The 24,089-nt window shown below is 40.9% G+C and carries 29 protein-coding genes; 4 read left to right on the top strand and 25 right to left on the bottom strand.

Annotated elements, in window-relative coordinates; all coding sequences use genetic code 11:
• The first annotated feature begins 11 nt into the window (after positions 1 to 11).
• The 4 genes from ACH3Z1_RS14270 (at position 12) to ACH3Z1_RS14255 (ending at position 4,650) form a co-directional block, all read left to right on the top strand.
• Positions 12 to 632 (top strand): hypothetical protein, encoded by a 621-nt coding sequence (locus ACH3Z1_RS14270; RefSeq protein WP_490822665.1) that lies wholly within the window; start codon positions 12 to 14, stop codon positions 630 to 632.
• 10 nt (positions 633 to 642) lie between these two features.
• Entirely contained in the window at positions 643 to 1,092 is a 450-nt protein-coding gene (locus ACH3Z1_RS14265; RefSeq protein ID WP_490822664.1) for a DUF6326 family protein, read from the top strand.
• 410 nt (positions 1,093 to 1,502) lie between these two features.
• Positions 1,503 to 3,833 (top strand): TonB-dependent receptor, encoded by a 2,331-nt coding sequence (locus ACH3Z1_RS14260; RefSeq protein WP_490822663.1) that lies wholly within the window; start codon positions 1,503 to 1,505, stop codon positions 3,831 to 3,833.
• A gap of 19 nt (positions 3,834 to 3,852) precedes the next feature.
• Positions 3,853 to 4,650, top strand: coding sequence for a DUF4249 family protein (locus ACH3Z1_RS14255; RefSeq protein ID WP_490822662.1), 798 nt, complete (start codon positions 3,853 to 3,855; stop codon positions 4,648 to 4,650).
• Positions 4,651 to 4,803: 153 nt separating this feature from the next.
• Here the strand turns inward: ACH3Z1_RS14255 and ACH3Z1_RS14250 are convergent, their stop codons facing one another.
• From ACH3Z1_RS14250 to rplW, 25 genes are all read right to left on the bottom strand, one after another.
• A complete protein-coding gene (locus ACH3Z1_RS14250; RefSeq protein WP_490822661.1) occupies positions 4,804 to 5,232 on the bottom strand; it encodes a CBS domain-containing protein in 429 nt (142 codons plus the stop codon).
• Positions 5,233 to 5,387: 155 nt separating this feature from the next.
• Entirely contained in the window at positions 5,388 to 7,970 is a 2,583-nt protein-coding gene (locus ACH3Z1_RS14245) for a zinc-dependent metalloprotease (protein ID WP_490822660.1), read from the bottom strand.
• Positions 7,971 to 8,160: 190 nt separating this feature from the next.
• Positions 8,161 to 9,990 (bottom strand): M61 family metallopeptidase, encoded by a 1,830-nt coding sequence (locus ACH3Z1_RS14240; protein ID WP_490822659.1) that lies wholly within the window; start codon positions 9,988 to 9,990, stop codon positions 8,161 to 8,163.
• 78 nt (positions 9,991 to 10,068) lie between these two features.
• Positions 10,069 to 11,301: a BaiN/RdsA family NAD(P)/FAD-dependent oxidoreductase gene (locus ACH3Z1_RS14235; protein ID WP_490822658.1), complete on the bottom strand. Its 1,233-nt coding sequence runs from the start codon at positions 11,299 to 11,301 to the stop codon at positions 10,069 to 10,071.
• A 3-nt stretch (positions 11,302 to 11,304) separates the two neighbouring features.
• On the bottom strand, positions 11,305 to 12,837 hold the full coding sequence (locus ACH3Z1_RS14230) for a M20/M25/M40 family metallo-hydrolase (RefSeq protein WP_490822657.1): 1,533 nt from the start codon (positions 12,835 to 12,837) through the stop codon (positions 11,305 to 11,307).
• Between the two features lie 31 nt (positions 12,838 to 12,868).
• Entirely contained in the window at positions 12,869 to 13,690 is an 822-nt protein-coding gene (gene map / locus ACH3Z1_RS14225; protein ID WP_490822656.1) for a type I methionyl aminopeptidase, read from the bottom strand.
• Positions 13,691 to 13,799: 109 nt separating this feature from the next.
• The gene (gene secY, locus ACH3Z1_RS14220; protein ID WP_490822655.1) at positions 13,800 to 15,149 is read right to left on the bottom strand and encodes a preprotein translocase subunit SecY; all 1,350 of its coding nucleotides are present in this window, start codon (positions 15,147 to 15,149) and stop codon (positions 13,800 to 13,802) included.
• 77 nt (positions 15,150 to 15,226) lie between these two features.
• A complete protein-coding gene (gene rplO / locus ACH3Z1_RS14215; RefSeq protein WP_490822654.1) occupies positions 15,227 to 15,676 on the bottom strand; it encodes a 50S ribosomal protein L15 in 450 nt (149 codons plus the stop codon).
• Between the two features lie 163 nt (positions 15,677 to 15,839).
• On the bottom strand, positions 15,840 to 16,022 hold the full coding sequence (gene rpmD / locus ACH3Z1_RS14210; RefSeq protein ID WP_133475576.1) for a 50S ribosomal protein L30: 183 nt from the start codon (positions 16,020 to 16,022) through the stop codon (positions 15,840 to 15,842).
• A 79-nt stretch (positions 16,023 to 16,101) separates the two neighbouring features.
• Positions 16,102 to 16,623: a 30S ribosomal protein S5 gene (rpsE, locus tag ACH3Z1_RS14205; RefSeq protein ID WP_490822653.1), complete on the bottom strand. Its 522-nt coding sequence runs from the start codon at positions 16,621 to 16,623 to the stop codon at positions 16,102 to 16,104.
• 28 nt (positions 16,624 to 16,651) lie between these two features.
• Positions 16,652 to 17,002, bottom strand: a complete 351-nt coding sequence (gene rplR, locus ACH3Z1_RS14200; RefSeq protein WP_490822652.1) for a 50S ribosomal protein L18 — start codon at positions 17,000 to 17,002, stop codon at positions 16,652 to 16,654.
• 50 nt (positions 17,003 to 17,052) lie between these two features.
• The gene (gene rplF / locus ACH3Z1_RS14195) at positions 17,053 to 17,607 is read right to left on the bottom strand and encodes a 50S ribosomal protein L6 (protein ID WP_490822651.1); all 555 of its coding nucleotides are present in this window, start codon (positions 17,605 to 17,607) and stop codon (positions 17,053 to 17,055) included.
• Positions 17,608 to 17,700: 93 nt separating this feature from the next.
• Entirely contained in the window at positions 17,701 to 18,099 is a 399-nt protein-coding gene (gene rpsH, locus ACH3Z1_RS14190; RefSeq protein WP_178889642.1) for a 30S ribosomal protein S8, read from the bottom strand.
• 63 nt (positions 18,100 to 18,162) lie between these two features.
• Entirely contained in the window at positions 18,163 to 18,432 is a 270-nt protein-coding gene (rpsN, locus tag ACH3Z1_RS14185) for a 30S ribosomal protein S14 (RefSeq protein ID WP_490822650.1), read from the bottom strand.
• Positions 18,433 to 18,500: 68 nt separating this feature from the next.
• Positions 18,501 to 19,076 (bottom strand): 50S ribosomal protein L5, encoded by a 576-nt coding sequence (gene rplE / locus ACH3Z1_RS14180; protein WP_294990789.1) that lies wholly within the window; start codon positions 19,074 to 19,076, stop codon positions 18,501 to 18,503.
• Positions 19,076 to 19,414 (bottom strand): 50S ribosomal protein L24, encoded by a 339-nt coding sequence (rplX, locus tag ACH3Z1_RS14175; protein WP_133475582.1) that lies wholly within the window; start codon positions 19,412 to 19,414, stop codon positions 19,076 to 19,078. The genes rplE and rplX overlap by 1 nt, the downstream gene beginning before the upstream one ends.
• 101 nt (positions 19,415 to 19,515) lie before the next feature.
• Positions 19,516 to 19,884 (bottom strand): 50S ribosomal protein L14, encoded by a 369-nt coding sequence (gene rplN, locus ACH3Z1_RS14170; protein ID WP_133475583.1) that lies wholly within the window; start codon positions 19,882 to 19,884, stop codon positions 19,516 to 19,518.
• 121 nt (positions 19,885 to 20,005) lie between these two features.
• Positions 20,006 to 20,266, bottom strand: coding sequence for a 30S ribosomal protein S17 (rpsQ, locus tag ACH3Z1_RS14165; RefSeq protein WP_486364703.1), 261 nt, complete (start codon positions 20,264 to 20,266; stop codon positions 20,006 to 20,008).
• Between the two features lie 99 nt (positions 20,267 to 20,365).
• Positions 20,366 to 20,578, bottom strand: coding sequence for a 50S ribosomal protein L29 (gene rpmC / locus ACH3Z1_RS14160; protein ID WP_490822649.1), 213 nt, complete (start codon positions 20,576 to 20,578; stop codon positions 20,366 to 20,368).
• A gap of 103 nt (positions 20,579 to 20,681) precedes the next feature.
• On the bottom strand, positions 20,682 to 21,101 hold the full coding sequence (rplP, locus tag ACH3Z1_RS14155; RefSeq protein ID WP_486364705.1) for a 50S ribosomal protein L16: 420 nt from the start codon (positions 21,099 to 21,101) through the stop codon (positions 20,682 to 20,684).
• 126 nt (positions 21,102 to 21,227) lie between these two features.
• Positions 21,228 to 22,022 carry a 30S ribosomal protein S3 gene (gene rpsC, locus ACH3Z1_RS14150; protein WP_490822648.1) on the bottom strand — a complete coding sequence of 265 codons (795 nt, stop codon included), beginning with the start codon at positions 22,020 to 22,022 and terminating at the stop codon, positions 21,228 to 21,230.
• 15 nt (positions 22,023 to 22,037) lie between these two features.
• Positions 22,038 to 22,382: a 50S ribosomal protein L22 gene (gene rplV / locus ACH3Z1_RS14145; RefSeq protein WP_133475588.1), complete on the bottom strand. Its 345-nt coding sequence runs from the start codon at positions 22,380 to 22,382 to the stop codon at positions 22,038 to 22,040.
• Between the two features lie 65 nt (positions 22,383 to 22,447).
• Positions 22,448 to 22,717 carry a 30S ribosomal protein S19 gene (gene rpsS / locus ACH3Z1_RS14140; protein ID WP_133475589.1) on the bottom strand — a complete coding sequence of 90 codons (270 nt, stop codon included), beginning with the start codon at positions 22,715 to 22,717 and terminating at the stop codon, positions 22,448 to 22,450.
• Between the two features lie 112 nt (positions 22,718 to 22,829).
• A complete protein-coding gene (gene rplB / locus ACH3Z1_RS14135) occupies positions 22,830 to 23,669 on the bottom strand; it encodes a 50S ribosomal protein L2 (RefSeq protein ID WP_490822647.1) in 840 nt (279 codons plus the stop codon).
• Positions 23,670 to 23,788: 119 nt separating this feature from the next.
• Complete coding sequence (gene rplW, locus ACH3Z1_RS14130; protein ID WP_133475591.1) at positions 23,789 to 24,088, bottom strand: 50S ribosomal protein L23; 300 nt, start codon at positions 24,086 to 24,088, stop codon at positions 23,789 to 23,791.
• Position 24,089: the final 1 nt, after the last annotated feature.

The following is a 24,089-nucleotide window of genomic DNA, read 5'->3' as shown; positions in this document are numbered from 1 at the left end:
ACTAAAAAGAGATGCAGAAGAAATTTGTATGGATGGGATTTGTCTTTCTGTGGGCAAATAGTCTACAGCTGAAGGCACAGGATGCCGGAAAAGACAGTACGCAGAAAAAATGGTTTGTTGGAAGTTCGCTATTGATGTTAGGGAATTTAGATAAAGTAAACAATCCTGAGTATGTACAATTCAATGTTGGCTACAGGATTACCCCCAAAGATGTTGTTTCATTCAGGTTTAAAAGATCCATTTATGCCTGGCCATTAGGCATCCCCTTTAGTTCACCTTCATTCGATGCACCGGGAGAGAATTATCCGGGTCATGCACGCATACTTGCACCTACACTAGGATACCAGCGGTTTTGGTGGAAAGGAGCTTATACATCCGTTTACGCGTTACATGCTTTTGAAAAATATATTGATGCCAATAAGAAAAAGGTCGGAAATGGTTACACGCTATACCTGGATTTTTACCTGGGTTATCAGTTTAAGTTTTTTAAAAACCGCTTCTTTTTTGAACCCGCTATTGGAATCAGTTATTGGCCTGTAAGAACAAATGTTCCCGGTGCTTTTAAAGCAGTAGAAAATAAATGGAATAACTATTTTATTCAACCCGGGCTTGACTTTGGATTTAATTTTTAACACATAATTTATGCGTACAGAAAAAATTATGCAAAAAAATTTGCAAGATATCACGGTAAGTGTGAAACTAAAGCTGGCTGCGCTGTGGGCTAGTTTTATGTTTCTCTACATCTATGTAGATTATTTTCACTTGTACATGCCGAATAAGATAGAAGATATACAGAAAGGAAAGGTATTTGTATTTGATATTACACAGGGATTCATTTTCACTGCACTTTCGCTGGCTACTATTCCGATATTGATGATTTTTCTTTCTGTTACGCTCGCTGCCAGAGTAAATCGTTTAACAAATATCATTGTAGCAATAGCTCTTATTCCTTACATGCTATTTAACCTGGCTGGAGAAGCCTGGATCCACATGATTTTTGCGGCAGCTGTAGAAGTAGTGCAGCTTTGTCTGATCATCCACCTTGCATGGAAGTGGCCAGGTGATGAAACTTTACGTCCCGACAAACAATGAGGCAACATGCTGTTGTTGCAGGAAATGATTGTTATACAAGTAAATAACTTTCTGTAGACTTAAATGCTGAGTTTATAGATGTAACCGTTCTGGCACAAGCGAAGATGGCATTTAAGAATATATTTGCCACCCTAAAAAGCCGGCTTTGAAAAAATGACATCGTTTAAATAGATCCCGCATTTTCGAACTTAAGGAACTTAGAGATCATACCCCCTATTACGATTCACTTTTTGAAAAAGATAAAAGCTGGCAAGAACAGTTTCTCAGGCCGCAGCTTAAAAAGCAATTTGCCATTACGATAAATCACTTTTTCAAATTTAAAATATCGAAATATACATACATCAATTTAACAGTATCTCTATCCATAAACAAAGTCAAACAAAAAGGGATTTACATAAGTAATACAAATTATGAAACTAAGAAAAACAAGCAAAGCCCTGTTACTACTTTTATTATTAAGTTCAATCCAAAAAGGTTTTGGACAAAAAAGCTACACCATTAGTGGTAGTGTTAAAAGTAAAAGCACGGGTGAGTACATTATTGGCGCAAGTGTTAAAGTATTAAATAGCAATGCTGGCACGACCTCAAATGAATATGGCTTTTATAGCATTTCACTAGCGCCCAACAGCTACCAGATTGTGTTTAGCTCACTGGGCAAAACACCGGATACTTTAAGCATTCAACTGGTAAGTAATATCGAAAAAAATATAAGCCTGCTGGAAGCCAACACCGAGTTAACCGGTGTTACCGTTACCAGCAATAGGTCTTCCGGCCGTTCTGTTAGTGGCTCTCAAATGGGCATCGAAAAATTATCGGTACAGGAAGCCAAAAACATTCCGGTGATTTTCGGTGAAAAAGATTTATTAAAAACCATTCAGTTGCTCCCAGGCATTAAAACTGCCGGAGAAGGTAACAGTGGCATTTTTGTAAGAGGCGGAAGCACCGACCAGAATCAAATAATCCTCGATGAGGCCAATATCTACAATGCAGCTCACTTGTTTGGCTTCTTCTCCACTTTTAACAGTGATGCGATAAAAGATATTGCCGTGTATAAAGGTGGAATGCCGGCACAATACGGGGGAAGGTTAAGCAGTGTGCTGGACGTAAGAATGAATGAAGGTAACAACCAAAACAAGAGCGTTAGTGGTAGCGTAGGGCTCATCAGTGCAAAACTGAACGTTGAAGGGCCTATTCAAAAAAATAAATCTTCTTTCCTGATTACCGCCAGAAGAACCTATGCCGACGTATTCTTACAACTAGATGAAAAATCGAAAGAAAATCAACTATACTTTTACGATTTAAACGCCAAGCTAAACTACGAACTTGGCAAAAAGGACAAGCTCTACTTAAGTGGTTATTTCGGTAAAGATCTTTTAGGATTTAACAACCAATTTAAAACCAATTGGGGTAATGGAACCGGAACTCTTCGTTGGAATCACATTTTTAACAGCCGTTTATTTTTAAACAGTTCCTTAATATTCAGTAATTACAACTATGAGTTTAAAGTTAAAAATGGCACCAACGATATCAGAATCTTTTCCCAGATCAGGGATTGGAATCTAAAGCAGGATTACCAATACAGCATTAACAACAATAACAATTTACGCTTTGGATGGTCCAGTATTTATCATATTATTCGTCCCGGAGAAATTACAGGCAATGCAACTTCTAGTATCAACGATAACATTCAGGACAAAAGATATTCTTTTGAAAATGCTGTTTATGCAAGCAACACATTAAAGCCCAGCAAAAATCTGAATATCACAATTGGCGCAAGGCTTAGTGCTTTTAACGTCATGGGTGGAGGTGATTTTTTTGATATAGATGACAAGGGTAATATTAAAGATACGATTGCATATGCAAAAGGAGCAGTGGTAAAAACCTATTACAACCTTGAGCCCAGGGTTTCTATTGGCTATATGTTAAATGCCAATACATCCATCAAAGCAGCATATACGCGTAATGCGCAGTATATGCACCAAATAACGAATTCAAATGGTTCAAATCCTTTAGATAAGTGGGCCAGCACCAGTAATATCATTCAACCACAAATCAGCAACCAGTTCAGCATAGGTTATTATACAAACATCCTGCAAAACGCCTATGAGTTTACCGCTGAGGCTTACTATAAAGAAATGGAAAATGTTTTAGACTATAGAAATGGAGCTGACCTTTTTTTGAATGAAACCGTTGAGGCACAATTATTATTTGGCAAAGGCCGGGCTTATGGTGTGGAGTTGATGTTAAAGAAAAAAACAGGTAAACTTACCGGATGGATCAGTTATACTTTAAGTAAGTCGGAAAGAAAAATTATCGGCATCAATAACAATCAATGGTACAATGCAACACAAGACAGGCCTCACGATATTTCAATTGTTGGCATATACCAGATAAGCAAAAAATGGACACTTAGCGGAAACTTTGTTTTCTATACCGGCAACGCTGTTACATTTCCTTCGGGTAAATACCAGGTTAATGGACAAACAGCTTATTACTACAACAGCAGAAATGCAGATAGAATGCCGAATTACCATCGTTTAGATTTTGGTGCTACCATGCAATTAAAGAAAACAAAAAAATGGAGCAAGGAACTGGTGTTTGGTTTATACAATGTATATGGCAGAGAAAATGCCTATGCCATTAATTTCAAAGACAACAAGGATAATCCAAATATTACAGAAATAAAGCAAACCACTTTATTCCGTTGGGTTCCATCGATATCATACAATTTCAAATTCTAATAAGCAAATACTAACATACATGAAAAAGAAACATTCAATTATATATATAGCATTACTGCTGTTTGCATTCACCAGTTGCGAAAAAGTAATAGACCTTGATTTAGATACTACAGCTCCGCTTATTGTAGTAGATGGTGAGGTAACAAACAGCGTAACAAGAGGCAGCACAGTTAAACTATCTTATACTAATAAAGTAAAATCTGATAACAGCATAGTGCCATTAACAGGTGCAACTGTTACCATACAAGAAGATAACGGAACAGTGTATTCATTACCAGAAACAGCCACTGGCATTTACCGAAACCCCGGTTTAGTGGGTGTTACAGGTAAAACCTATCATCTGAAAGTGGTAACAAATGGCGTTACACTCACCTCAAGTTCAAAGATGCCGGTAATGGTTAATTTAGATTCTTTGGTAGTAGAGGATTTCCCATTCTTTGACAAAACAGTAAAAGTGGTAACGCCTTTTTACAACGACCCAAAAGGATTTGGTAATAATTACAATTTATTTATGTTTAAAAACGGAAGGCTGATAAAAGACATTTTTGCCTATGACGATTCATTCATTGATGGCAAAAAAATCACCTTCCCGCTGATTTATTCAAGAGAAAGTGATGAGTTCAAAAAAGGAGATGTGATTGAAGTTGTCATGAATTGTATTGACTATGCCAATTATAAATATTGGTTTAGTTTTTCGCAGTCTTCCACTGGTAGTCCACTTGCCGTACCAGACAATCCGATCACGAATATTACCGGCAATGCCATTGGTATTTTCGGAGCCAATACTTATCAAAAAAAGAGTATAATAATACCATAACTGAAATAATTGATCATTTAACCAGTCCGGGTAATAAAAAAGGTGTAAAAAATATTTTTGCACCTTTTTATTTAAGTGATCATTATGAGTGACTCTTCACCTGAATTCTTCTCAAAATTTATTGTTTTATTACCTGAAGTATAAAAACAATGGTCACGACTGAATATAACTCTGCAACTGGTTAATTGTTTCTGCCTGTGTAAGAATGGTTTCTGTTACCAGATCGTTGATGGAAATGATGCCTACCAGTTGTTCCTCTTCTATCACTGGCAAATATCGAAGGCGATGCGAGGTCATTAACTGCATACAGGCATCTACACTGTCGTTTACTCCTACATAGGGGAAATCAGTCGTCATAATATCCCCTACCGGTGTATCACTTGAATGACGTCCTTTGAGAATGACTTTACGTGAATAATCTCTTTCGGTCATAATGCCAGCAAATTTTTCATCTTTCATCACTACTACTGAACCTATGTTCTGTTCAGACATAATACGCAGCGCATCAATAACGGTCATTTCCGGTGGCACAATGGTTACGCGGTTTCCTTTCCGCTGGAGAACATTACTTACTTTTCGCATGGCAGGTGTTTTACACCCTTAATATAACGGATTGATCTGACATATGCAAGCCCCGGGGGCAGGAATGAGTAATAAGAAATAAGGAATAAGAAATCAGAAAGCGGGTGCCCCATTTCCTGATTTCTTATTCCTTATTCCTCTGTTGCTCTGTTCTCCTAGTCTGTCTTCAGCGCCTTGTCGATCAAAAAGATCATATTGGCTCTGTGTGCCTTTGTTTCTTCGTTGGTTGAAACAGCAGCAGCCAGCTTGGTACGGAGTTTACGTAAACTGTATAAAATAGCTGCTTTTGATACATCATCAACAGGCGACTGTGCTGTCATCAGGTTGGCAGTTCCTTTTACGAAAGATGTCTGCAGGTACTGACGATATACATTTACATTACCATTGATATCTGCATCAAAAATACCTTTTACCAGGTCGTTCATTACATCTGCCACACTATACTGGTTACCATACAAACGTGTGTTGTTGATACGCTGTAAAGTAGATGGGTTCAGAATATGTGCCAGTGTACCTCCTACCTGAATGGCGGTGATATTGTTGGTTACTTTATAATCTTCTCCATTATTGGGCTGGTTAAACCCACGACGCTGTAATTGCAGGTAAGGAAACACCTGTGCATCTGTATCAAATGCATTAGGGGCAAACACATATTTTGTCAGCACTTCCATGGCTTTTTTCTGTGTAGCCAGTGGTGTGGGTGTATATGGTTTGTTACCTGAATTCTGTTCAGGGAAACTTCTGTCGATGTAAACACCACCTACATAACGGCTCACTGCATTGATCATGCTGTTACGCTGACCGAGTAATGCACCATAGCGCGCACGAAGTTCTGCATAAGACTGTCCGGGTTTGCTGTATTTCTGTACCAGTTTACCCATGAGGTTATTGACCAGTTTGAAACGTTCTTCTGCATAACCAATGGCATCACTGGTAAGATCGTTTACGTTTACGCGCGGATCCATGGCTTTACCTGGCGCACGCATATCATCACCATCATTACCAAATGCCAGTTTAGGATCGGTACTGCGTGATAATATTTTTGTGATACCAGCTTCTTCACCTGCCGCAGAAAATGGTGTATAACCAAATTCAATAGCCCATAAATCGTAAGGACCTGCTTTGGTTGTATAGTAATCACCCTGCTTGCTTCTGTCTAATGAAACGTTGATGGCAGGATAATCCATTACGGAACCAATCAAACCAATCTGACGTGTAATTGATGTGTTGTTGATATCGGCGGGTGATAACATCTGGCTGGCTTTCATGTTGTGGTTAAGTCCCAGTGTGTGCCCCATTTCATGCATGATGAGATAAATAAGAAACTGCTTGTGCATTTCTTTGATCTCAGCTTCTGGCGCATCCATGGCCTGTAAAGTAGTCTGACCAGTCATAAACTGCGCTTTCAATTCACCTGCCAGTGTACAGGTTGCATGATTGTTCATGTTTAAACCGGGCTGGCGCAGGAATGACTCCATTGATGGACCATTGTACAATTCATCTGAAATAGGTGTTGCACTTCCAGAGAACCATTCTACGGTGATATCAGCACCCAGAATTTGTCCGGTACGTGGATTTACAAAGCTGGGTCCTATGGCCCCATAAGGTGGTTGTGCAGAAGATACCCAGCGAATTACATTGTAGCGGATATCGGCTGGATCCCATGTAGCATCATCGGGCATGATTTTCATTTGTACCGCATTTTTAAATCCGGCTTTTTCAAATGCTTCATTCCATTTCAAACCTGCTTCCATGATGGTCTGACGGTATTCTATCGGCGTGGTATTTTCAATCCAGTACACCAGTGGTTCAACCGGCTCGCTCAGCGCAGCAGAAGGGTCTTTCTTTACCAGTCCCCATCTGTTGATCATATCTTTAAAAGGTGTTGGGCTGATGCTGGTCTGATCATTACGCTGCTGAGTGAAATAACCAACACGTGGATCATCTCTTCGCGCGCGGAAATCGTTCTTGGGCATTTCAATAAAACTGTGCTGCATGCGTACACGCACATAACGGGCATCGGTAATATCCGGACCGGTAGCTGCAATCGTACTGGGATTATCGTATGAAAGATCTACCACTACATCCGTATTGTTGGGGAAGGAGCGGATATTGGCATACTTCGATTTGGTTGGGTTTAGGCCACCCAGGTTAAAGGTGAAAGGTGTTGCCTGACCGGGTGCAAAAATGGGCTTTACAGGATCCATTTTCTCACTCAGGAAAAGCTGGTCAACACTTACCAGATAACCCAATGAATCTTCGATACTGAATTTGTCGTTGTAAAAAACCGCCTCGGGTTTATCTACATCTTCGGTTTTACTTACCGGGTTCGATTTGTCGTAAAAGAATCCTGTATTAACCACCAGGAACTCTATTTTATCGTATGCTTTACGCATGGTGAAAACACCGGTGTTTCTGTGCATACTCTGGTGCAGGAACAGAGATGTGGGGCCATTGATGGAGAAGCTCTGGTAAATGAACTCCTTATTCAACTGGTCCTTTCTTATGTACATCTGAACACTTCCTGTTACCGTATCCTGGTAAAGGGTAAACAATCCATCGATTTTTTTATTTCCTTTTGTTCTGTCGGCAACGGATGGCTTTTTAGGCGCTGCCGCCGGTTTTGAAGTATCTCCGGGAGGTCTGGCTCCAGGCGGAACCGCTCCGGGTTGTTGGGCATGGGTGTATAAACCCAGTATTCCAGCACACACAACTGTGGCTATCAAAGGTCTTCTCATAGCGAGTGTTTTAGTTCGATTCAAAATAATGAAACCTGTCCAAAAATTACCATCGGTTTGGATAAGTGGCAAAATTTAACAATAAGTGTAGGATAGCAAGTTTAAGATTGACCTCTTGACTCAGGAAATAAAGGAGTGGATTGCCTTCCGTAGAGAAACAATACTATCATTGGGTAACTCTGATTATTGCTCACTTTTCTGTTTGCCCTGTAAGCCATCCATTCCTCACCTTAACAGCGGTGGCATTAGCCAAAGGATCTATCGTTAAAGCATAGGAGCGCTCCTCTTTCTCTCCAAGTTTGAATTTCAACATCACGCTCTCATTACCAGTGATCACATGGATACGTATTTCATCTCCTGTTTTCGTCCCCGCGATCGCTTTATTGTAATCAGCCACTGTTTTTACCTGTTGTTCATTTACTGAAAGAACTTTTGCCTGTCTTCTCAAACCTGCATTCCAGGCAGGTGATTGCCAGTCTACTGTATTTACCACAACTGTATCTCTTCTGTCGGCCACCAATATACCTGCATAAGCCGGAACCATTTTTGGTGTCTGGTCTACCAATAGTCCTGCGTAGGCAAAATAACGGGTATAGTCCAGCGGTTTCAGCGTATAGATATAGTCAAAAAAATCATCCATATTTTCACTACATATTGTTTCAATTTCTTTTTTCAGTTCTGCTTCTGTAAAACCACGTCCTTTCTTTTTGTAATACTCATAGTACAGTTTACGCATTACATCATCCAATGAACGTTTGTTGCCTGTTGTGTACCTGATCCTGAAATCAAGCATCACACCCACCACCGGACCTTTATCGTAATAAGAAATGGTTTTGTTTATTTCATCCCCCGTTCTGCCAAAAGGACCATCAGACCATGTTTCATAACTGGAGGCCGCTAATGTCTGGAACAGTCTTCCGGGTTTTGCTTCGTAGGATGCTACCTGTTGCTGAACTGTTGCCAGTGCTTCTTCATCCGTTTTCAATCCTGCCCTTCGTAGAATCAGGTTTTCATAATAGACGTTCAGTCCTTCCGATACCCATAAGGAATTGGTACGGCTTCCCTTGTTATAATCGAAGGGCCCCAGTTCAACAGGTCTGATTCTTTTTACATTGTAATGATGGAAATATTCATGCGCCAGAAAATGGTACATGCGATTACGCGCTGCCCTGTTGGTTGATAAACCCTGTCCGCTAAAAGAAATGGATGTTGAATTGAGGTGTTCTATTCCACCAGCACCCGGACCAATGGCTAGAAAACTATAATGTTCATAGGGAATATCGCCAATGATACCAGATGCAGTATGTACAATTTTCTGAAGATCATTCATAAATGAGGCCCGATCAAATTCACCTGGTTTATACGCTACAAAATAATGCGGCTTATTATTTACCGTAAACGATGGCAGGTCTTCTAACTTACTTCCCAGAAGAAAGGGACTGTCGTAAAGAATATCAAAATCTGGTGAACGATAAGTAAAAGATTCGCCTTTTACAGGATCAAGACCTGTTGCAATCCGGTTCCAATTGGTATAGGGTTGAATACTGATAACTGATGAATAAGCAAGCCCTCCTACCGGGTATACAAAAATACCGGCTGGCGACAGGTAAGCAAATTCTTCATCAATATAATTGGATGCTACAAAACGTCTGTTACCAAAAATGCGATAAAGCACAGTGAAAGCTTGTCCATCACTCTCTATAGCCCAGCGGTTAGCTGTTTGTTGCTTCCATACCAGGGTATCACCTTTTGCATTTTTTACTTTGAAATCTTTCAGGTCTTTTGAAAAATACATCAACTGATAATAACCAGTTGTCCAGTTAGGCAATTCAAATTCAACCGTCTTTTTCCCTTTGGGATCATACTTCATTTCAACACTCACAAAATGTTCTGCCGCCTGAGGGAATGACAAACTGAAATGAATAGATGGTGTTTGCGCTGTTACCAGTAGCACAGTACATACACTCAACATGAGTAAGACTACCCTATCTGAAAGGTTTTTAGAAGTATGTGGTTGCATAAGTGGGTTTTGACACAGACAAATTATTCATTTGCCATGGCATTTCCCTGTTACGAATTAACCAGAGTTTCTTGCATTTTAGCTGAGATGGTTGCCTGCAATCGTTTTTGCGGCTAAAAAACCACTGGTCCAGGCATTTTGAAAGTTAAAGCCTCCTGTAATGCCGTCAATATCCATCACTTCACCAGCAAAAAATAACCCTTCCACTTTTTTACTCTGCATGGTATTGGGATCTATCTCCGATAATTTTATACCTCCACAGGTTACAAACTCTTCCTTAAAAGTGGTTTTCCCTTTTACATTGAATTCATGCGTGGTAAGACTTTGTATCAGTTTATTCTGCAGTTTAGCGGGAAGATCAGCCCATCGCATTTCTATTTGTATGGTACATTCTTCCAAAAGGTATAACCATAAACGATTGGGTAACTGAAAAGGATTTTTACTGCCGATTTTTTGTGAGGCGTTGCTCTCTCTTATCTCCTGCCATCTTTCCCGCAACTGGTTTTCTGTTTCTGTACCCAGCCAGTTAACCAATAGGGTAAAATTATATTGCTGTTCTGCCAGTATTCTCGCACCCCATGCAGAAAGTCGGAGTATTGCGGGTCCGCTCATACCCCAATGCGTTATTAGTAAAGCTGCTGTTTCAGACAGTTTGGTTCCGGTTATTTTTACCGTTGCACTGGGTACACTTACACCCATCAATGAAGTAATCGGGTGCCCAGGCATATTAAAGGTAAAAAGTGAGGGAACAGGTTCTTCGATGCTATGTCCGGTTTGCTTTAGCCATTCGAACATGGCAGATTTGGGGTAACCTCCTGTTGCTATACAGATATAATCCGCCGCTATGGTTGTGTTATTAGATAATGAGACAACAAATGCCGCTCCTTTTTTTTCAATGGTTTTTACTTCTTTATTGAGCTGCACTTCCACATGGTATTTATCTGCTTCCTTTAACAAACAATCAATAATGGTTTGTGAATTATCTGATGTGGGAAACATTCGTCCATCGGCTTCCGTTTTTAATACGACTCCTCTTTCTGCAAACCATGCAATGGTATCGTTGGTGTTAAACCAGTGAAAAGATTTTTTCAGGAAATTTTGTCCGCGCGGATATCGTTTAGCTAATTCAGGAATCTCAAAACAGGCATGTGTTGTATTGCATCTTCCTCCGCCACTTACTTTTACTTTTGCTAATAGTTTACCGGTTTTTTCCAGCAATATCACTTTCAACTGAGAATTTATTCTCGCCGCATTTACGGCACAGAAAAAGCCGGCTGCCCCTCCTCCTATCACTACGAGTGTTTGTTGCATGGTTTATTTCATCAGCATGATAGCAGCCATTGTTTCAATGCCGTTCCACAAATTACGTATGCGGATATTTTCATTCTCTGCATGCTGGTTGTTGTCGTGATTGGCTATAGGTACCGATATGGTATTGGCTTTTAAGAATTTTTCAAACTTATACAATGGCAGACTTCCTCCCAATGAGGGTACTATTACCAATGTTCCTTTGGTGGTTGCCCGCACTGCTTCTACTATTTCTTTCGCAATTGGAAGATCCATAGATGTACGCTGCGCATTATACCCATCATGCTTAATTACTTTGGCTATTTTGGGATATTGTTTTCGCTCTTCAGCAGTAGGTTCCTTATCTGTTATATAATAACCCTGTGCTTTTATATGATCTGCCACGCGCTGTTGCTGTACCTGGTAATCGTTTCCTTTTACCAGTCTGAGATCAAGCGTTGCCATGGCTGTTGTGGGAATAACATTTGCTGCGAGTTTACCTGCATTGGCACTTTGCATACCATTAATATTCAGGGAGGGTAACATCAGCGCTTGTTGTAAAGTATAACCATTCATTTCGGGCTGAATAAAACCAAGTTCCTTTTTCATCTGCTCATCTGCCAGAGGCATTTTTGCAATAGCGTCTTTTTCTGCCTGAGACAATGGAGTTACATCATCATAAAAGCCTTTGACGGTTACTCTGCCGGTTTCATCCTTCATTGATGCCAGTAGCTTAGCCATCATCATAGCAGGGTTAGGTACCCAGTTACCATAATGACCACTATGCAATGGTCGTGTAGGGCCATAAACAGTAATGTCCATATTTGCATCTCCTCTTACGCCAAAACAGATCAGCTTATTACCTGACTGGTGCACAGGTCCGTCGCAGATTACCCAGATGTCAGACTTTAATTCATTGGGATACTTGACTAAAATTTCCTGCAGGTGACCGGATCCAGCTTCCTCCTCTCCTTCAAAGAAGAATTTCACATTACAGTTGGGCAACTGACCAGATTTGATGATGGCTTCATAGGCCCATAGTATAGCCATTACTCCACCCTTGTCATCAGACGCACTTCTGGCAAAAATTCGCCATTCTTCATCGATCGGGTTACCGGGTGTTGGAAGCTGGATTATTTTTTCAGCATCGGCTGTTGTTCCATTCACCAATACAGGAGAGAATGGTTGAAAGCCTTTTGCCCATTTGGAAGGATCTACTGGTTGCCCGTCGTAATGCGCATAAAAAATGATGGTCTTTACAGCACCGGGTACTTTTATTTCTCCATAAACGGCAGGTGGTGCATCTTTTGTATCTGGCTGGAGCAACTTTACATCCTGGATATTGCGTTTACGCATCATATCCATTATGACTGAGGCATTTCGTTGAATATTGTATGTATCCGAAGCTACATTCGGAATAGCCAGCAACTCCATGAATTCCTTCAGCCATTCATGTTCTTTTTCCTGTCTGAGTTTTCTTACTTTTTCAATTGCAGGTGGCTGTGCAGTCAGCATTAGAGACTGCATACACAAGGTGAAAAGAATAAACAATGTTTTCATCGGAAGCAGTTTTAATGCATGACTTTATTCTTTAGTAATAAGTTGCATTGAGGTTTGGATTGGCCTTTTCAGCAGCTTCAATAATACTATAATCAGATAGAATCAATGCCTCACCACGTTTAACACATACATCGTGTTCAAAATGACAGGACACTTTTCCATCCTGTGTGCGGATGGTCCATCCGTCATCTTCTGTATACACATCTTTTGTTCCAAGGTTAATCATGGGTTCAATAGCCAGTACAAGGTTCTCTTTCATCTTTGGTCCATTGCCTCTCTTACCATAATTGGGCACCTGCGGATCTTCGTGCAGGCTGCGTCCTAAACCATGACCCACCAATTCTCTTACTACACCATAGCCATGTTTTTTTTCGGCATGTTCCTGTATGGCAAATGAAATATCTCCTACCCTGTTGTTGACGGTTGCTTTTTCTATCCCTTTATAAAGTGACTCCTTGGTTACTTTTACCAACTGCATAATTTCAGGTGCTACTTCTCCCAAAATAAAAGTATATGCATGATCACCATGCCATCCGTTGAGAATAACACCCATATCTATTGTTACAATATCACCATCCTGTAATGCAGTATCGTTAGGAAAACCATGTACCACCACATCGTTTACAGATGCGCAAACATTAAAAGGATAACCACGATAGTTATAAAATGAGGGTACTGCTTTGTGGTCCTTTACAAAATCACCACAAAGTGTATCAATCTGCATGGTTGTCATGCCCGGTTTCAACACTTTAGCCACTTCTGTCAATGTTTTACTGACAAGCACTGCGGCTTCTTTCATCATTGCAATTTCTGCTTCTGTTTTATAAATGATCATATTAATTCGTCTCGACATGGTAAAAAAAAGAAGCCTGTCGTCCCACTAGCGGGTTGACAGGCTTGCAAATATCGCATTTTATTTTTTAAGTCCATAGACCATGGTCAACGGACCATCATCTATTGTACTATATTGTTGTTGTAGATACAGTTTGTCTGCCCTGTACTCGGCCACTTTTCATTAATCCATCGTATTGACGCATTAATAAATAGGTTTCAATTTGCTGTAAGGTATCGAGTACCACACCCACCATGATGAGCAATGATGTACCACCAAAGAAGGTGCTGAAGCCCTGGGTTACACCCAAACGCTGGGCGAAACCTGGCATGATACCTACCATTGCCAGAAAAATGGCACCGGGTAAAGTGATTTTATCCATTACCGATCCGATATAATCGGCGGTAGGCTGACCGGGTTTAACACCGGGGATGAAACCATTATTACGTTTGAGGTCTTCTGCGATTTGCTTGGGATTAAAGATCAATGCGGTGTAAAGGAAGGTAAATCCGATTACCATTACAGAGTACACTACCATATACCATGTGTTGCTATGGTCATTGAATATTTTCACAATACCCTGAGCAGAATCCAGATTGGTAAATGATACCAATGTTGGTAAGAACATGATCGCCTGGGCGAAGATGATCGGCATAACACCAGCGCTGTTCACTTTAATAGGCAGGAACTGACGTGCCCCACCGAACTGACGGTTACCAATGATTTGCTTTGCATAGTTTACAGGTATCTTACGAACACCCTGTACCAATACAATCAATCCGAGGATTACCGCAATCAGGATAGCGATTTCAATCAGGAAGATCAATAAACCACCACCGGCTCTTTCACCTTTGGCGCTGAATTCCTGGATTAATGACTGTGGTAAGCGTGCAAGGATACCCACCATGATGATGATAGAAGTACCATTACCCAAACCTTTATCCTGAATTTTTTCTCCTAACCACATCACAAACATGGTACCTGCAGTTAAGGTAATGACTGTAGAGAACCAGAAGTATGGTGCGTACGCAGGAATAATGGCTTCCGCATAACCCGGACTGTTCAGGTAAGCTACATAAGCTCCGGCCTGGAAGGCTGTTACAATAACAGTCAGGTAACGTGTCCACTGATTGATTTTTTTACGGCCACTGTCTCCCTCTTTCTGTACTTTCTGTAATTGAGGTACCAGGATGGTCATCAATTGCATAAAGATAGATGCAGAGATATAGGGCATGATACCCAATGCCAGAATAGATGCCTGTGAAAAGGCACCACCGGCAAACATATCGAAGATACCCAACAGGCCACCATTACTTTGTGCTGATGCCTGTGCAGCTTCTATTTTAGCAGGATCGATACCAGGTAAAACGATCTGTGTACCGATACGATAAGTAAGAACCAGTGCAAGTGTTACAATAATCTTGTTACGAAGCTCCTCTATCGTCCAAATATTCCTTAATGTCTGAACTAATTTTTTCACTTGAATGCAATTGTAAGCGTTAATAGTCTTAAACCAAAAAAAGACGCACTTTGTGCGTCTGGCAAGTTACGATAAAATTACTTGATAATTTCAACGCTACCACCTGCAGCTTCGATAGCAGATTTTGCTTTTTCGCTGGCTGCATTCACTTTGAAACTTACTTTGGCTTTCAGTTCTCCGTTGGCCAATACTTTTACTTTATCGGTACGGCTGATTAAACCATTGATGTAGAGGTTTTCGAGGCTGAACTCAGTGAAACCATATTTCTCCACCAGTTGCTCGATCTGACCAAGGTTAAATACAACGAACTCAATACGGTTGTTATTTTTAAAGCCACGTTTTGGTACACGACGCTGAATAGGCATCTGTCCACCTTCGTGAGCCATTTTGCTTTTATAACCAGCGCGGCTCTGACCACCTTTGTTACCTTTTGTAGATGTACCACCCTTACCGGATGCTTCACCACGACCTAAACGTTTTTCTTTGTGTGTAGAACCTTCTGCGGGTCTGAGATTGTGTAGTTTCATGTTTTATCTGATTTTGAACTTTCGGGGAATCACCCCTCGCGTGTTAATTTGAAAATTTGAAAGTGTGTAAATTTGAAAATAAAGGAATTTGAAATTTTATAAACAGAAAATGAATCAAGTGAATTGACTCATTTTCAAATTTTCAAATTCAATAATTTTCAAATTAATTCAGCTCTTCTACTTTCACCAGGTGGCTCACTTTATTCACCATACCCAGGATCTGTGGAGTAGCTTCTACTTCTTTTGAAGCATTCAGTTTCTTCAAACCCAATGCAATCAGTGTTTGCTTCTGACGCTCTGGTCTGTCGATACCACTTTTAATCTGTGTAATCTTAATTTTTTTCATAACGAAGTTATTGTGATCGCTAATAGCTAATGGCTAATGGCTCTGAAATAATAAGCTATTAGCAATTGGCCATTGGCAATTATCCATTAAATACTTTACTCAGCTTTACCGTACGGCTTTTGGCCACTTGTACAGGTTCACGCAACAAGCTCAGGGCCTTGATGGTTGCTTTCACCACGTTGTGTGGATTAGCAGAACCCAGGCTTTTCGCCAGTACGTCTGTAACACCTGCACTTTCCAGTACTGCACGCATGCTACCTCCGGCGATCACACCCGCACCATGAGCGGCTGGTTTGATCAACACTTTAGCAGCACCTTCTTTCGCCCACTGATCGTGAGGAATGGTTCCATGCATTACGGGAACTTTTACCAGGTTTTTCTTGGCATCTTCGATACCTTTGGTAATAGCTTCCTGAACTTCTTTGGCTTTACCCAGACCTTGTCCAACAACACCACTTTCATTACCCACTACTACCAGTGCTGAGAAGCTGAAGGTACGACCACCTTTAGTGGTTTTCACCACACGGTTAATGGCAACTACTTTTTCTTTCAGTTCCATGTCGCCACCGGCTTTTACCTTATTTACGTTTACTTTAGACATTTATCTAACGATTATTTGTGTTAGCAGATTAGAATTGAAGACCACCTTCTCTTGCGCCATCAGCTACGGATTTAACGCGGCCATGGTACAGGTTACCACCACGATCAAATACAACGGTATTCAATCCCAGTTCAGTGGCTTTACGTGCGATTGCGGCACCTACCAGCTTCGACTTCTCGATTTTGGTTACTTTCTGAGCAGCGATGTCTTTATCGCGAGATGAAGCTGCTGCCAGTGTAAGACCATTTACATCATCGATCAGTTGAGCATAGATATCAGCATTGCTTCTGAATACAGATAAGCGGGGCTTGGTAGCCGTACCTGCCACTTTCTTGCGAATGCGGTACCTGATTTTTTGCCTTTGAATTAATTTACCCATTTTACTTTATTTGTCACTTCCGATTCGGCCGGAAGTTGGTTGATTGATTATTATTTACCTGCTGCTTTACCTGCTTTTCTTCTCAGGATCTCACCAGCATATTTCACACCCTTACCTTTGTATGGTTCTGGTTTACGTAAGCTTCTCAGTTTTGCTGCCACCTGGCCAATCAGTTGCTTATCGATACCTTCTAACAGGATCTTAGGGTTCTGACCTTTTTCAGTTACAGTTGTTACTTTCAGTTCTTTGGGAACTTCGAAAATAATATTGTGAGAATAACCTAAAGCAAGGTCTAACAGATTACCGGTATTTGCGGCTTTAAAACCCACACCGACCAGTTCCAGTTCTCTTTTAATACCTTCAGTAACACCTTTTACCATGTTGCTTACCAAGGCACGGTATAAACCATGCATGGCGCGGTGACGAATCTGATCTGTAGGACGTGCAAAAATAACTTCGTTCTCTTTTACAGTAACGATGATATCTCTGTCGATGTTTTCTTTCAATTCACCTTTAGGTCCTTTAACAGTTACCACATTATCCTTATTTACCGAAATGGTAACACCAGCCGGGATAACTACAGGTTGTTTTCCAATACGTGACATAGTCGTTTCTTTTTTTATTGTTCAACTAAAATCCTGACCGTGTTCAGCTCCGACTAAAAGCTTAATTGTCAGACAGGACAATATCTATTTCAATTAAGAGATGTAGCAAAGTACTTCTCCACCTACATTCTGCGCTTTGGCTTGTTTATCGGTCAATACACCTTTTGATGTACTGAGGATAGCTACACCCAGACCATTGATGACTCTTTTGATCTCGGCTGGTTTAGCATATTGACGCAGACCCGGACGGCTTACTCTTTCCAGAGAGCGGATCGCAGGTTGTTTAGTAGAAGGATCGTATTTCAACGCGATCTTGATAAGACCTTGTTTATTGTCATCTTCAAATTTGTATTTCAGGATATAACCCTGTTCGTACAGGATCTCTGTCATACGTTTTTTCAGATTAGAAGCAGGAATTTCTACCAGTCTGTGACCAGCCATCTGTGCATTACGAATCCTGGTTAAGAAGTCTGCTATTGGATCAGTTACCATTTTTATTAGAATTATTCGTGTTCAAAATTTTGTGTCCATTTCCCATTTAGGGTCAGGGTAGTATTACCAGCTTGCTTTTTTAACACCTGGGATTTTACCATTCAGGGCCATATCGCGGAAGATTACCCTTGAGAGACCGAAGTATCTCATATAACCTTTCGGACGTCCTGTAAGCTGACAACGGTTCTTTAAACGAACAGGTGAAGCATTTTTTGGCAGTTTATCCAATGCTGCATAATCTCCTGCTGCTTTTAAAGCGGCACGTTTTTCTGCATACTGGGCAACCATTGCCTCGCGCTTTCTTTGTCTGGCTTTTACTGATTCTTTTGCCATTTTTTTATGTTTAGATTTGAGTAGGTTCCGGTTTTGCTGTTTACAAACCGGCTGCTACCAGTTACTTTTTAGTTATTGTCTTTTTTTGCTCCTTTGAAAGGCATTCCCAGTTCTTTCAGTAACTCATATGCTTCTTCGTTTGTTTGGGCAGTGGTTACGAAAGTGATATCCATACCGGTAATTTTATTTACTTTATCGATATCGATTTCAGGGAAGATGATTTGCTCGGTAACACCTAATGTATAGTTACCACGACCATCAAATGCTTTGTCGCTGATACCTTTAAAGTCACGTACACGTGGCAATGCAACAGATACCAGACGGTCCAGGAATTCATACATCTTCTCACCTCTGAGCGTTACGCGTGCGCCGATGGGCATGCCTTTACGCAGTTTGAAGTTGGAGATATCTTTCTTAGACATGGTAGGAACTGCTTTCTGACCAGTGATCATGTTCAGCTCATCTACTGCGATATCAACCAGTTTTTTATCTGTAACCGCACCATTTACGCCACGGTTGATACAGATTTTTTCCAGTTTAGGAGCCTGCATTACAGTTTTGTAAGCAAACTTTTTCATTAAAGCAGGTACAACTTCTTTGCTGTACTTATCTGCTAATCTCGGAGTGTATTTTGTCGTACTCATTACTTGATTACCTCCCCTGATTTTTTAGATATACGAACTAATTTTCCGTTTTCGCGGGTACGCTTTGCCTTAGTGGCTGCACCTGCTTTAGCATCCCATAACATTACATTGCTGATGTTAATAGGAGCTTCTACTTTTACAATACCACCCTTTGTATTCTGTGCAGAAGGTTTGGTATGTTTTGTTACGATATTCACGCCTTCTACTACCACACGTCCTTTATCCACAATTACTTCCAACACCTTACGGGGCTTTTTCAAGTCCTTATCATCACCGGCAATTACCACTACGGTATCACCTTTTTTGATGTTGAATTTGGGTTTAAATCTTGTACTCATCTTTTTGAGCTTTTAGCTTTTAGGGGTTAGCATTGACTAACCAAAATTTATAATGTCGATCGCTAATAGCTAATGGCTAATAGCTAACGGCTAATTTTATCTTAAAGAACTTCCGGAGCCAGTGAAATAATTTTCATGTATCCTTTATCACGCAACTCTCTGGCTACTGGTCCGAAAATACGTGTACCGCGTGGCTCATCTGAGTTATTCAGTAATACCACTGCATTGTCATCGAAACGGATATATGAACCGTCCTTACGACGCAATTTGTTTTTGGTACGAACGATTACCGCTTTAGATACAGTACCTTTTTTGATACCACCTGCAGGGATCGCATCTTTTACAGTTACCACGATTTTATCACCAATTTTGGCATAATCCTGGCCGCTGTTTCCAAGTACTTTAATACAAAGTACTTCTTTAGCACCACTGTTATCAGCTACATTCAATCTACTTTCTTGCTGAATCATTGTTTTAGCTTTTAGCTTCCGGCTTTGCTTTTATTACTCGGCCAGATTTTTGATCAATTTTATTCAGAGGCTACAGCTCAAATTCTTGCAGCTTGCAGCTTGATCCGCCTTTGGCGGATTGTTATTTTGCTTTCTCAACTACTTCAACCAGTCTCCAACGCTTTGTTTTGCTCAGCGGACGGGTTTCCATAATTTTTACTACGTCGCCAATACCACACTCGCTTTTCTCGTCGTGTGCATGGAACTTAGTGGTTTTCTTTACGAACTTTCCGTAGATAGGGTGTTTTACTTTTCTTTCAACCGCAACAGTAATGGTTTTATCCATTTTATCGCTGGTAACAACCCCGATCCTTGTTTTGCGTAAATTTCTTACTTCAGCCATTGTGTATTTTTTTAAGCTTTGAGCTCTGCGCTTCGAGCCGCGAGCATTTTTTAAATTCTAACAAGCTCGTAGCTCGTGGCTAGCAGCTCGTAGCTGTTTTTAGATGCCTAATTCTTTTTTCTTCAATTCAGTCTTCAGACGTGCAATATCTCTGCGAAGACCACGAACATTCATCGGGTTTTCGAGTGGTGAAATTGCATGAGCGAATTCCAATTTTTTCAGACGAAGCTGATCTTCCTGGATCCTCGCTTTCAGGTCTGCAGCATTCATGTCTTTCAGACCTTTATTGAATTCAACTTTTTTATTTGCCATTTTCTTCAATTTGAAAATTTGAAAATTTGAAAATTTGGAAATTACTTTCTCTGTTTAGCAATCTGAAAACATTTTCTCATTTTCAAATCGCCTCATTTTCAAATTATGCTTGTAAGTCTCTTCTTACAATGAATTTGGTTTTAATCGGCAGTTTCTGGGCAGCCAGTTCCATGGCTTCCTGAGCAACCTGCTGTGTTACACCATCGCATTCGAAGATGATACGTCCTGGTTCTACAACAGCAGCCCAGAATTCAGGGTTACCTTTACCCTTACCCATCCTTACCTCAAGAGGCTTACGGGTAATGATTTTATCAGGGAATACACGGATCCAAACATTACCCTCACGTTTCATAGCACGGGTCATTGCCTGACGTGCAGATTCGATCTGGCGGTTGGTTAACCAAATTGGTTCGAGCGCCTTCAGGGCAAATGAACCAAATGAAATGGAAGTACCACGCTTAGCCACTTCGCGAATGCGGCCTTTCTGCTGTTTCCTGTGTTTACTTCTTTTAGGCTGTAACATTTTTATTACAATTTGAAAATTTGAAAATTTGGAAATTTGAAAACGAGGGAAATCCTATCACCTCGGGCCGCCTGAAAATTTGATCCTGCTAACATTTTCAAATTTTCAAATTGCCACATTTTCAAATTATCTCCTGTCTCTTCCGCCTCCGCGGTTATCTCTTCTGTCTCCACCACCACGTCCGCCGCGGTCATCTCTTCTGTCGCCACGTCCACCACCTCTTTCTTCACCACCTCTTCTTTCACTCATATCATTCTTACCACCTACGAAGTTGGGGTTCAGTTCGCGTTTGCCGAGTACTTCACCTTTACAGATCCATACTTTGATACCAATTTTACCATATACTGTTTGAGCATATACATTTGCATAATCGATATCCATACGGAAAGTATGCAGGGGCACACGACCTTGTTTGAACTCTTCGCTACGTGCAATCTCAGCACCACCCAGACGACCACTCAGTTTGATTTTGATACCTTCAGCACCCATACGGAGTGTAGAAGCGATCGCCATCTTGGTAGCACGTTTGAAATTGATACGGTTTTCGATCTGACGAGCGATGGTATCTCCAACGATATTTGCATCCAGTTCCGGACGACGGATCTCAAGGATATTGATCTGCACGTCTTCCTTACCAGTTAATTTCTTCAACTCTTCTTTGATACGGTCTACTTCTCCACCACCTTTACCGATAATGATACCTGGTTTAGATGTGTGAATAGTAACGATCAGCTTACCCAGGGTACGCTCTATTACAATTTTGGCAATACCGCCCTTGTTGATACGGGCGTTCAGGTAAGTACGGATTTTATGATCCTCAATTAACTTGGAGGCATAATCTTTCTTGCTGCCATACCAGTTACTTTCCCATCCGCGGATGATACCTAACCTGTTACCAATTGGATTTGCTTTCTGACCCATATAGTGGTTTTACAATTAGTTTTTAGAATCTACGATTAATGTTACATGGTTACTGCGTTTACGTACCCTGTAGCCTCGGCCCTGGGGTGCAGGACGCATACGCTTGAGTACACGACCTCCGTCAACAAATACAGTTTTTACCACCAGGCTGCTGTCTGCGGCGCTGGCGCCATTGTTTTTCTGCTCCCAGTTGCTGATAGCACTCTTCAGCAATTTTGCCAGGGGCACAGCATTGTGCTGTGGGTGGTGTTCAAGAATGGCTAAAGCCTTCTCTACTTCCATTCCACGGATCACATCAGCCAGCAAACGCATTTTGCGCGGCCCTGTAGGATAATTGTTCAGTTTAGCTACTGCTTCCATTTCTTTATTTGTTTAGGGTATGATTTCCGGCTCCTCTTATGGACCTTTCACCATACGCCAAGTGATTACTTTTTAGTTCCTGCGTGTCCTCTGAAGTTGCGGGTAGGAGCAAATTCACCTAGTTTATGTCCAACCATGAACTCGGTTACATAAACTGGAATGAACTTATTTCCATTGTGCACTGCAAAAGTGTGCCCAACGAAATCAGGCGTAATGGTACTGCGACGGCTCCAGGTTTTAATAACACCTTTCTTGGTTTTGCCATCATTCATACCTTCTACTTTGCCTTCTAAGTTGGCATCTACGTAAGGACCTTTTTTAATCGAACGACCCATAGTAATGAGTTAATTTGAAAATTTGAAAATTTGGAAATTTGAAGTGTTTGTTTCGACGCTTTGAGAATTTGAGATTTTCATTTTCAAATTTTCAAATTGTCACACTTTCAAATTATTTTGCTATTTTTTTACCGTCTCTTCTCTGGATAATCAGTTTATCACTTGATTTCCCTTTGGTACGTGTTTTTTCTCCTTTAGCATACTTACCGGTTCTGCTACGTGGATGACCTCCTGAAGCTCTACCTTCACCACCACCCATTGGGTGATCTACAGGGTTCATCGCAACACCACGAACACGTGGGCGAATACCTTTCCAACGGTTTTTACCCGCTTTACCTGCAGTTTCCAGGTTATGGTCACCATTCGATACCACACCTACTGTTGCATAACAGTTGATCAATACTTTACGCAATTCGCCAGAAGGCATTTTCAATACGGCGTATTTCTCTTCTTTGTTCGCTAACTGAGCAGATGCTCCAGCACTTCTCACCATTTTACCACCCTGACCAGGCTGTAATTCGATGTTATGGATCATGGTACCCAATGGCATGTTTTTCATAGCGAGTGCGTTTCCAATTTCAGGAGCCACTTCATCACCTGCAGATACAGTTGCACCCACCTGTAAACCTTGTGGAGCAATAATGTATCTTTTTTCGCCATCAGTATATTGCAACAGAGCGATAAATGCAGTACGGTTTGGATCGTATTCGATAGATACTACTGTAGCAGCAATATCTCTCTTGTTTCTTTTGAAATCGATGATACGGTAGTGTTGTTTGCTACCACCACCCATATAACGCATTGCGCGACGACCCTGGAAGTTACGTCCAGCAGTCTTTTTTTGAGGCTCCAATAAGCTCTTCTCAGGCTTGTTGGTAGTGATCTCAGCATAAGCGTTTCCGATTCTCCAGCGTGTGCCGGCTGTCATCGGTTTGTACTTCTTAAGTGCCATTTTCTTTTCTTTTGCCCCGACCCCTAAAGGGGACCAGATTTTGTTTTTAAATCAACTTTTGCGGTAGTTGAACTACCATACTTTATCATTTAACCCAAGTTACCCTTTAGGGTTAGGGCTTAAATGTTTGCGTAAAGATCAATTGCTTCTCCTTCGGCTACAGTTACGAATGCTTTTTTATAAGCTGGTTTCGCACCCTGTATAAAACCTGCTTTTGTATAGCGGGTTTTGTTTTTGCCCGGAGCAACTGCAGTATTCACATCAATTACATTCACACCATAGAATTCTTCTACTGCTTTTTTGATCTCGAGTTTGTTCGCCTTACGGTTTACTTTGAAAGCATATCTTCTCAGCTTTTCTTGCTGTGCGTTGGCTTTCTCGGTTAAAATAGGCTTTACTAATACTTCACTCAGTTTCATT

Source organism: Sediminibacterium sp. FW305-C-49, from assembly GCF_058231085.1.
The sequence above is the reverse complement of the archived record's forward strand: the minus strand, read 5'-3'. Positions and strand labels throughout refer to the sequence as shown.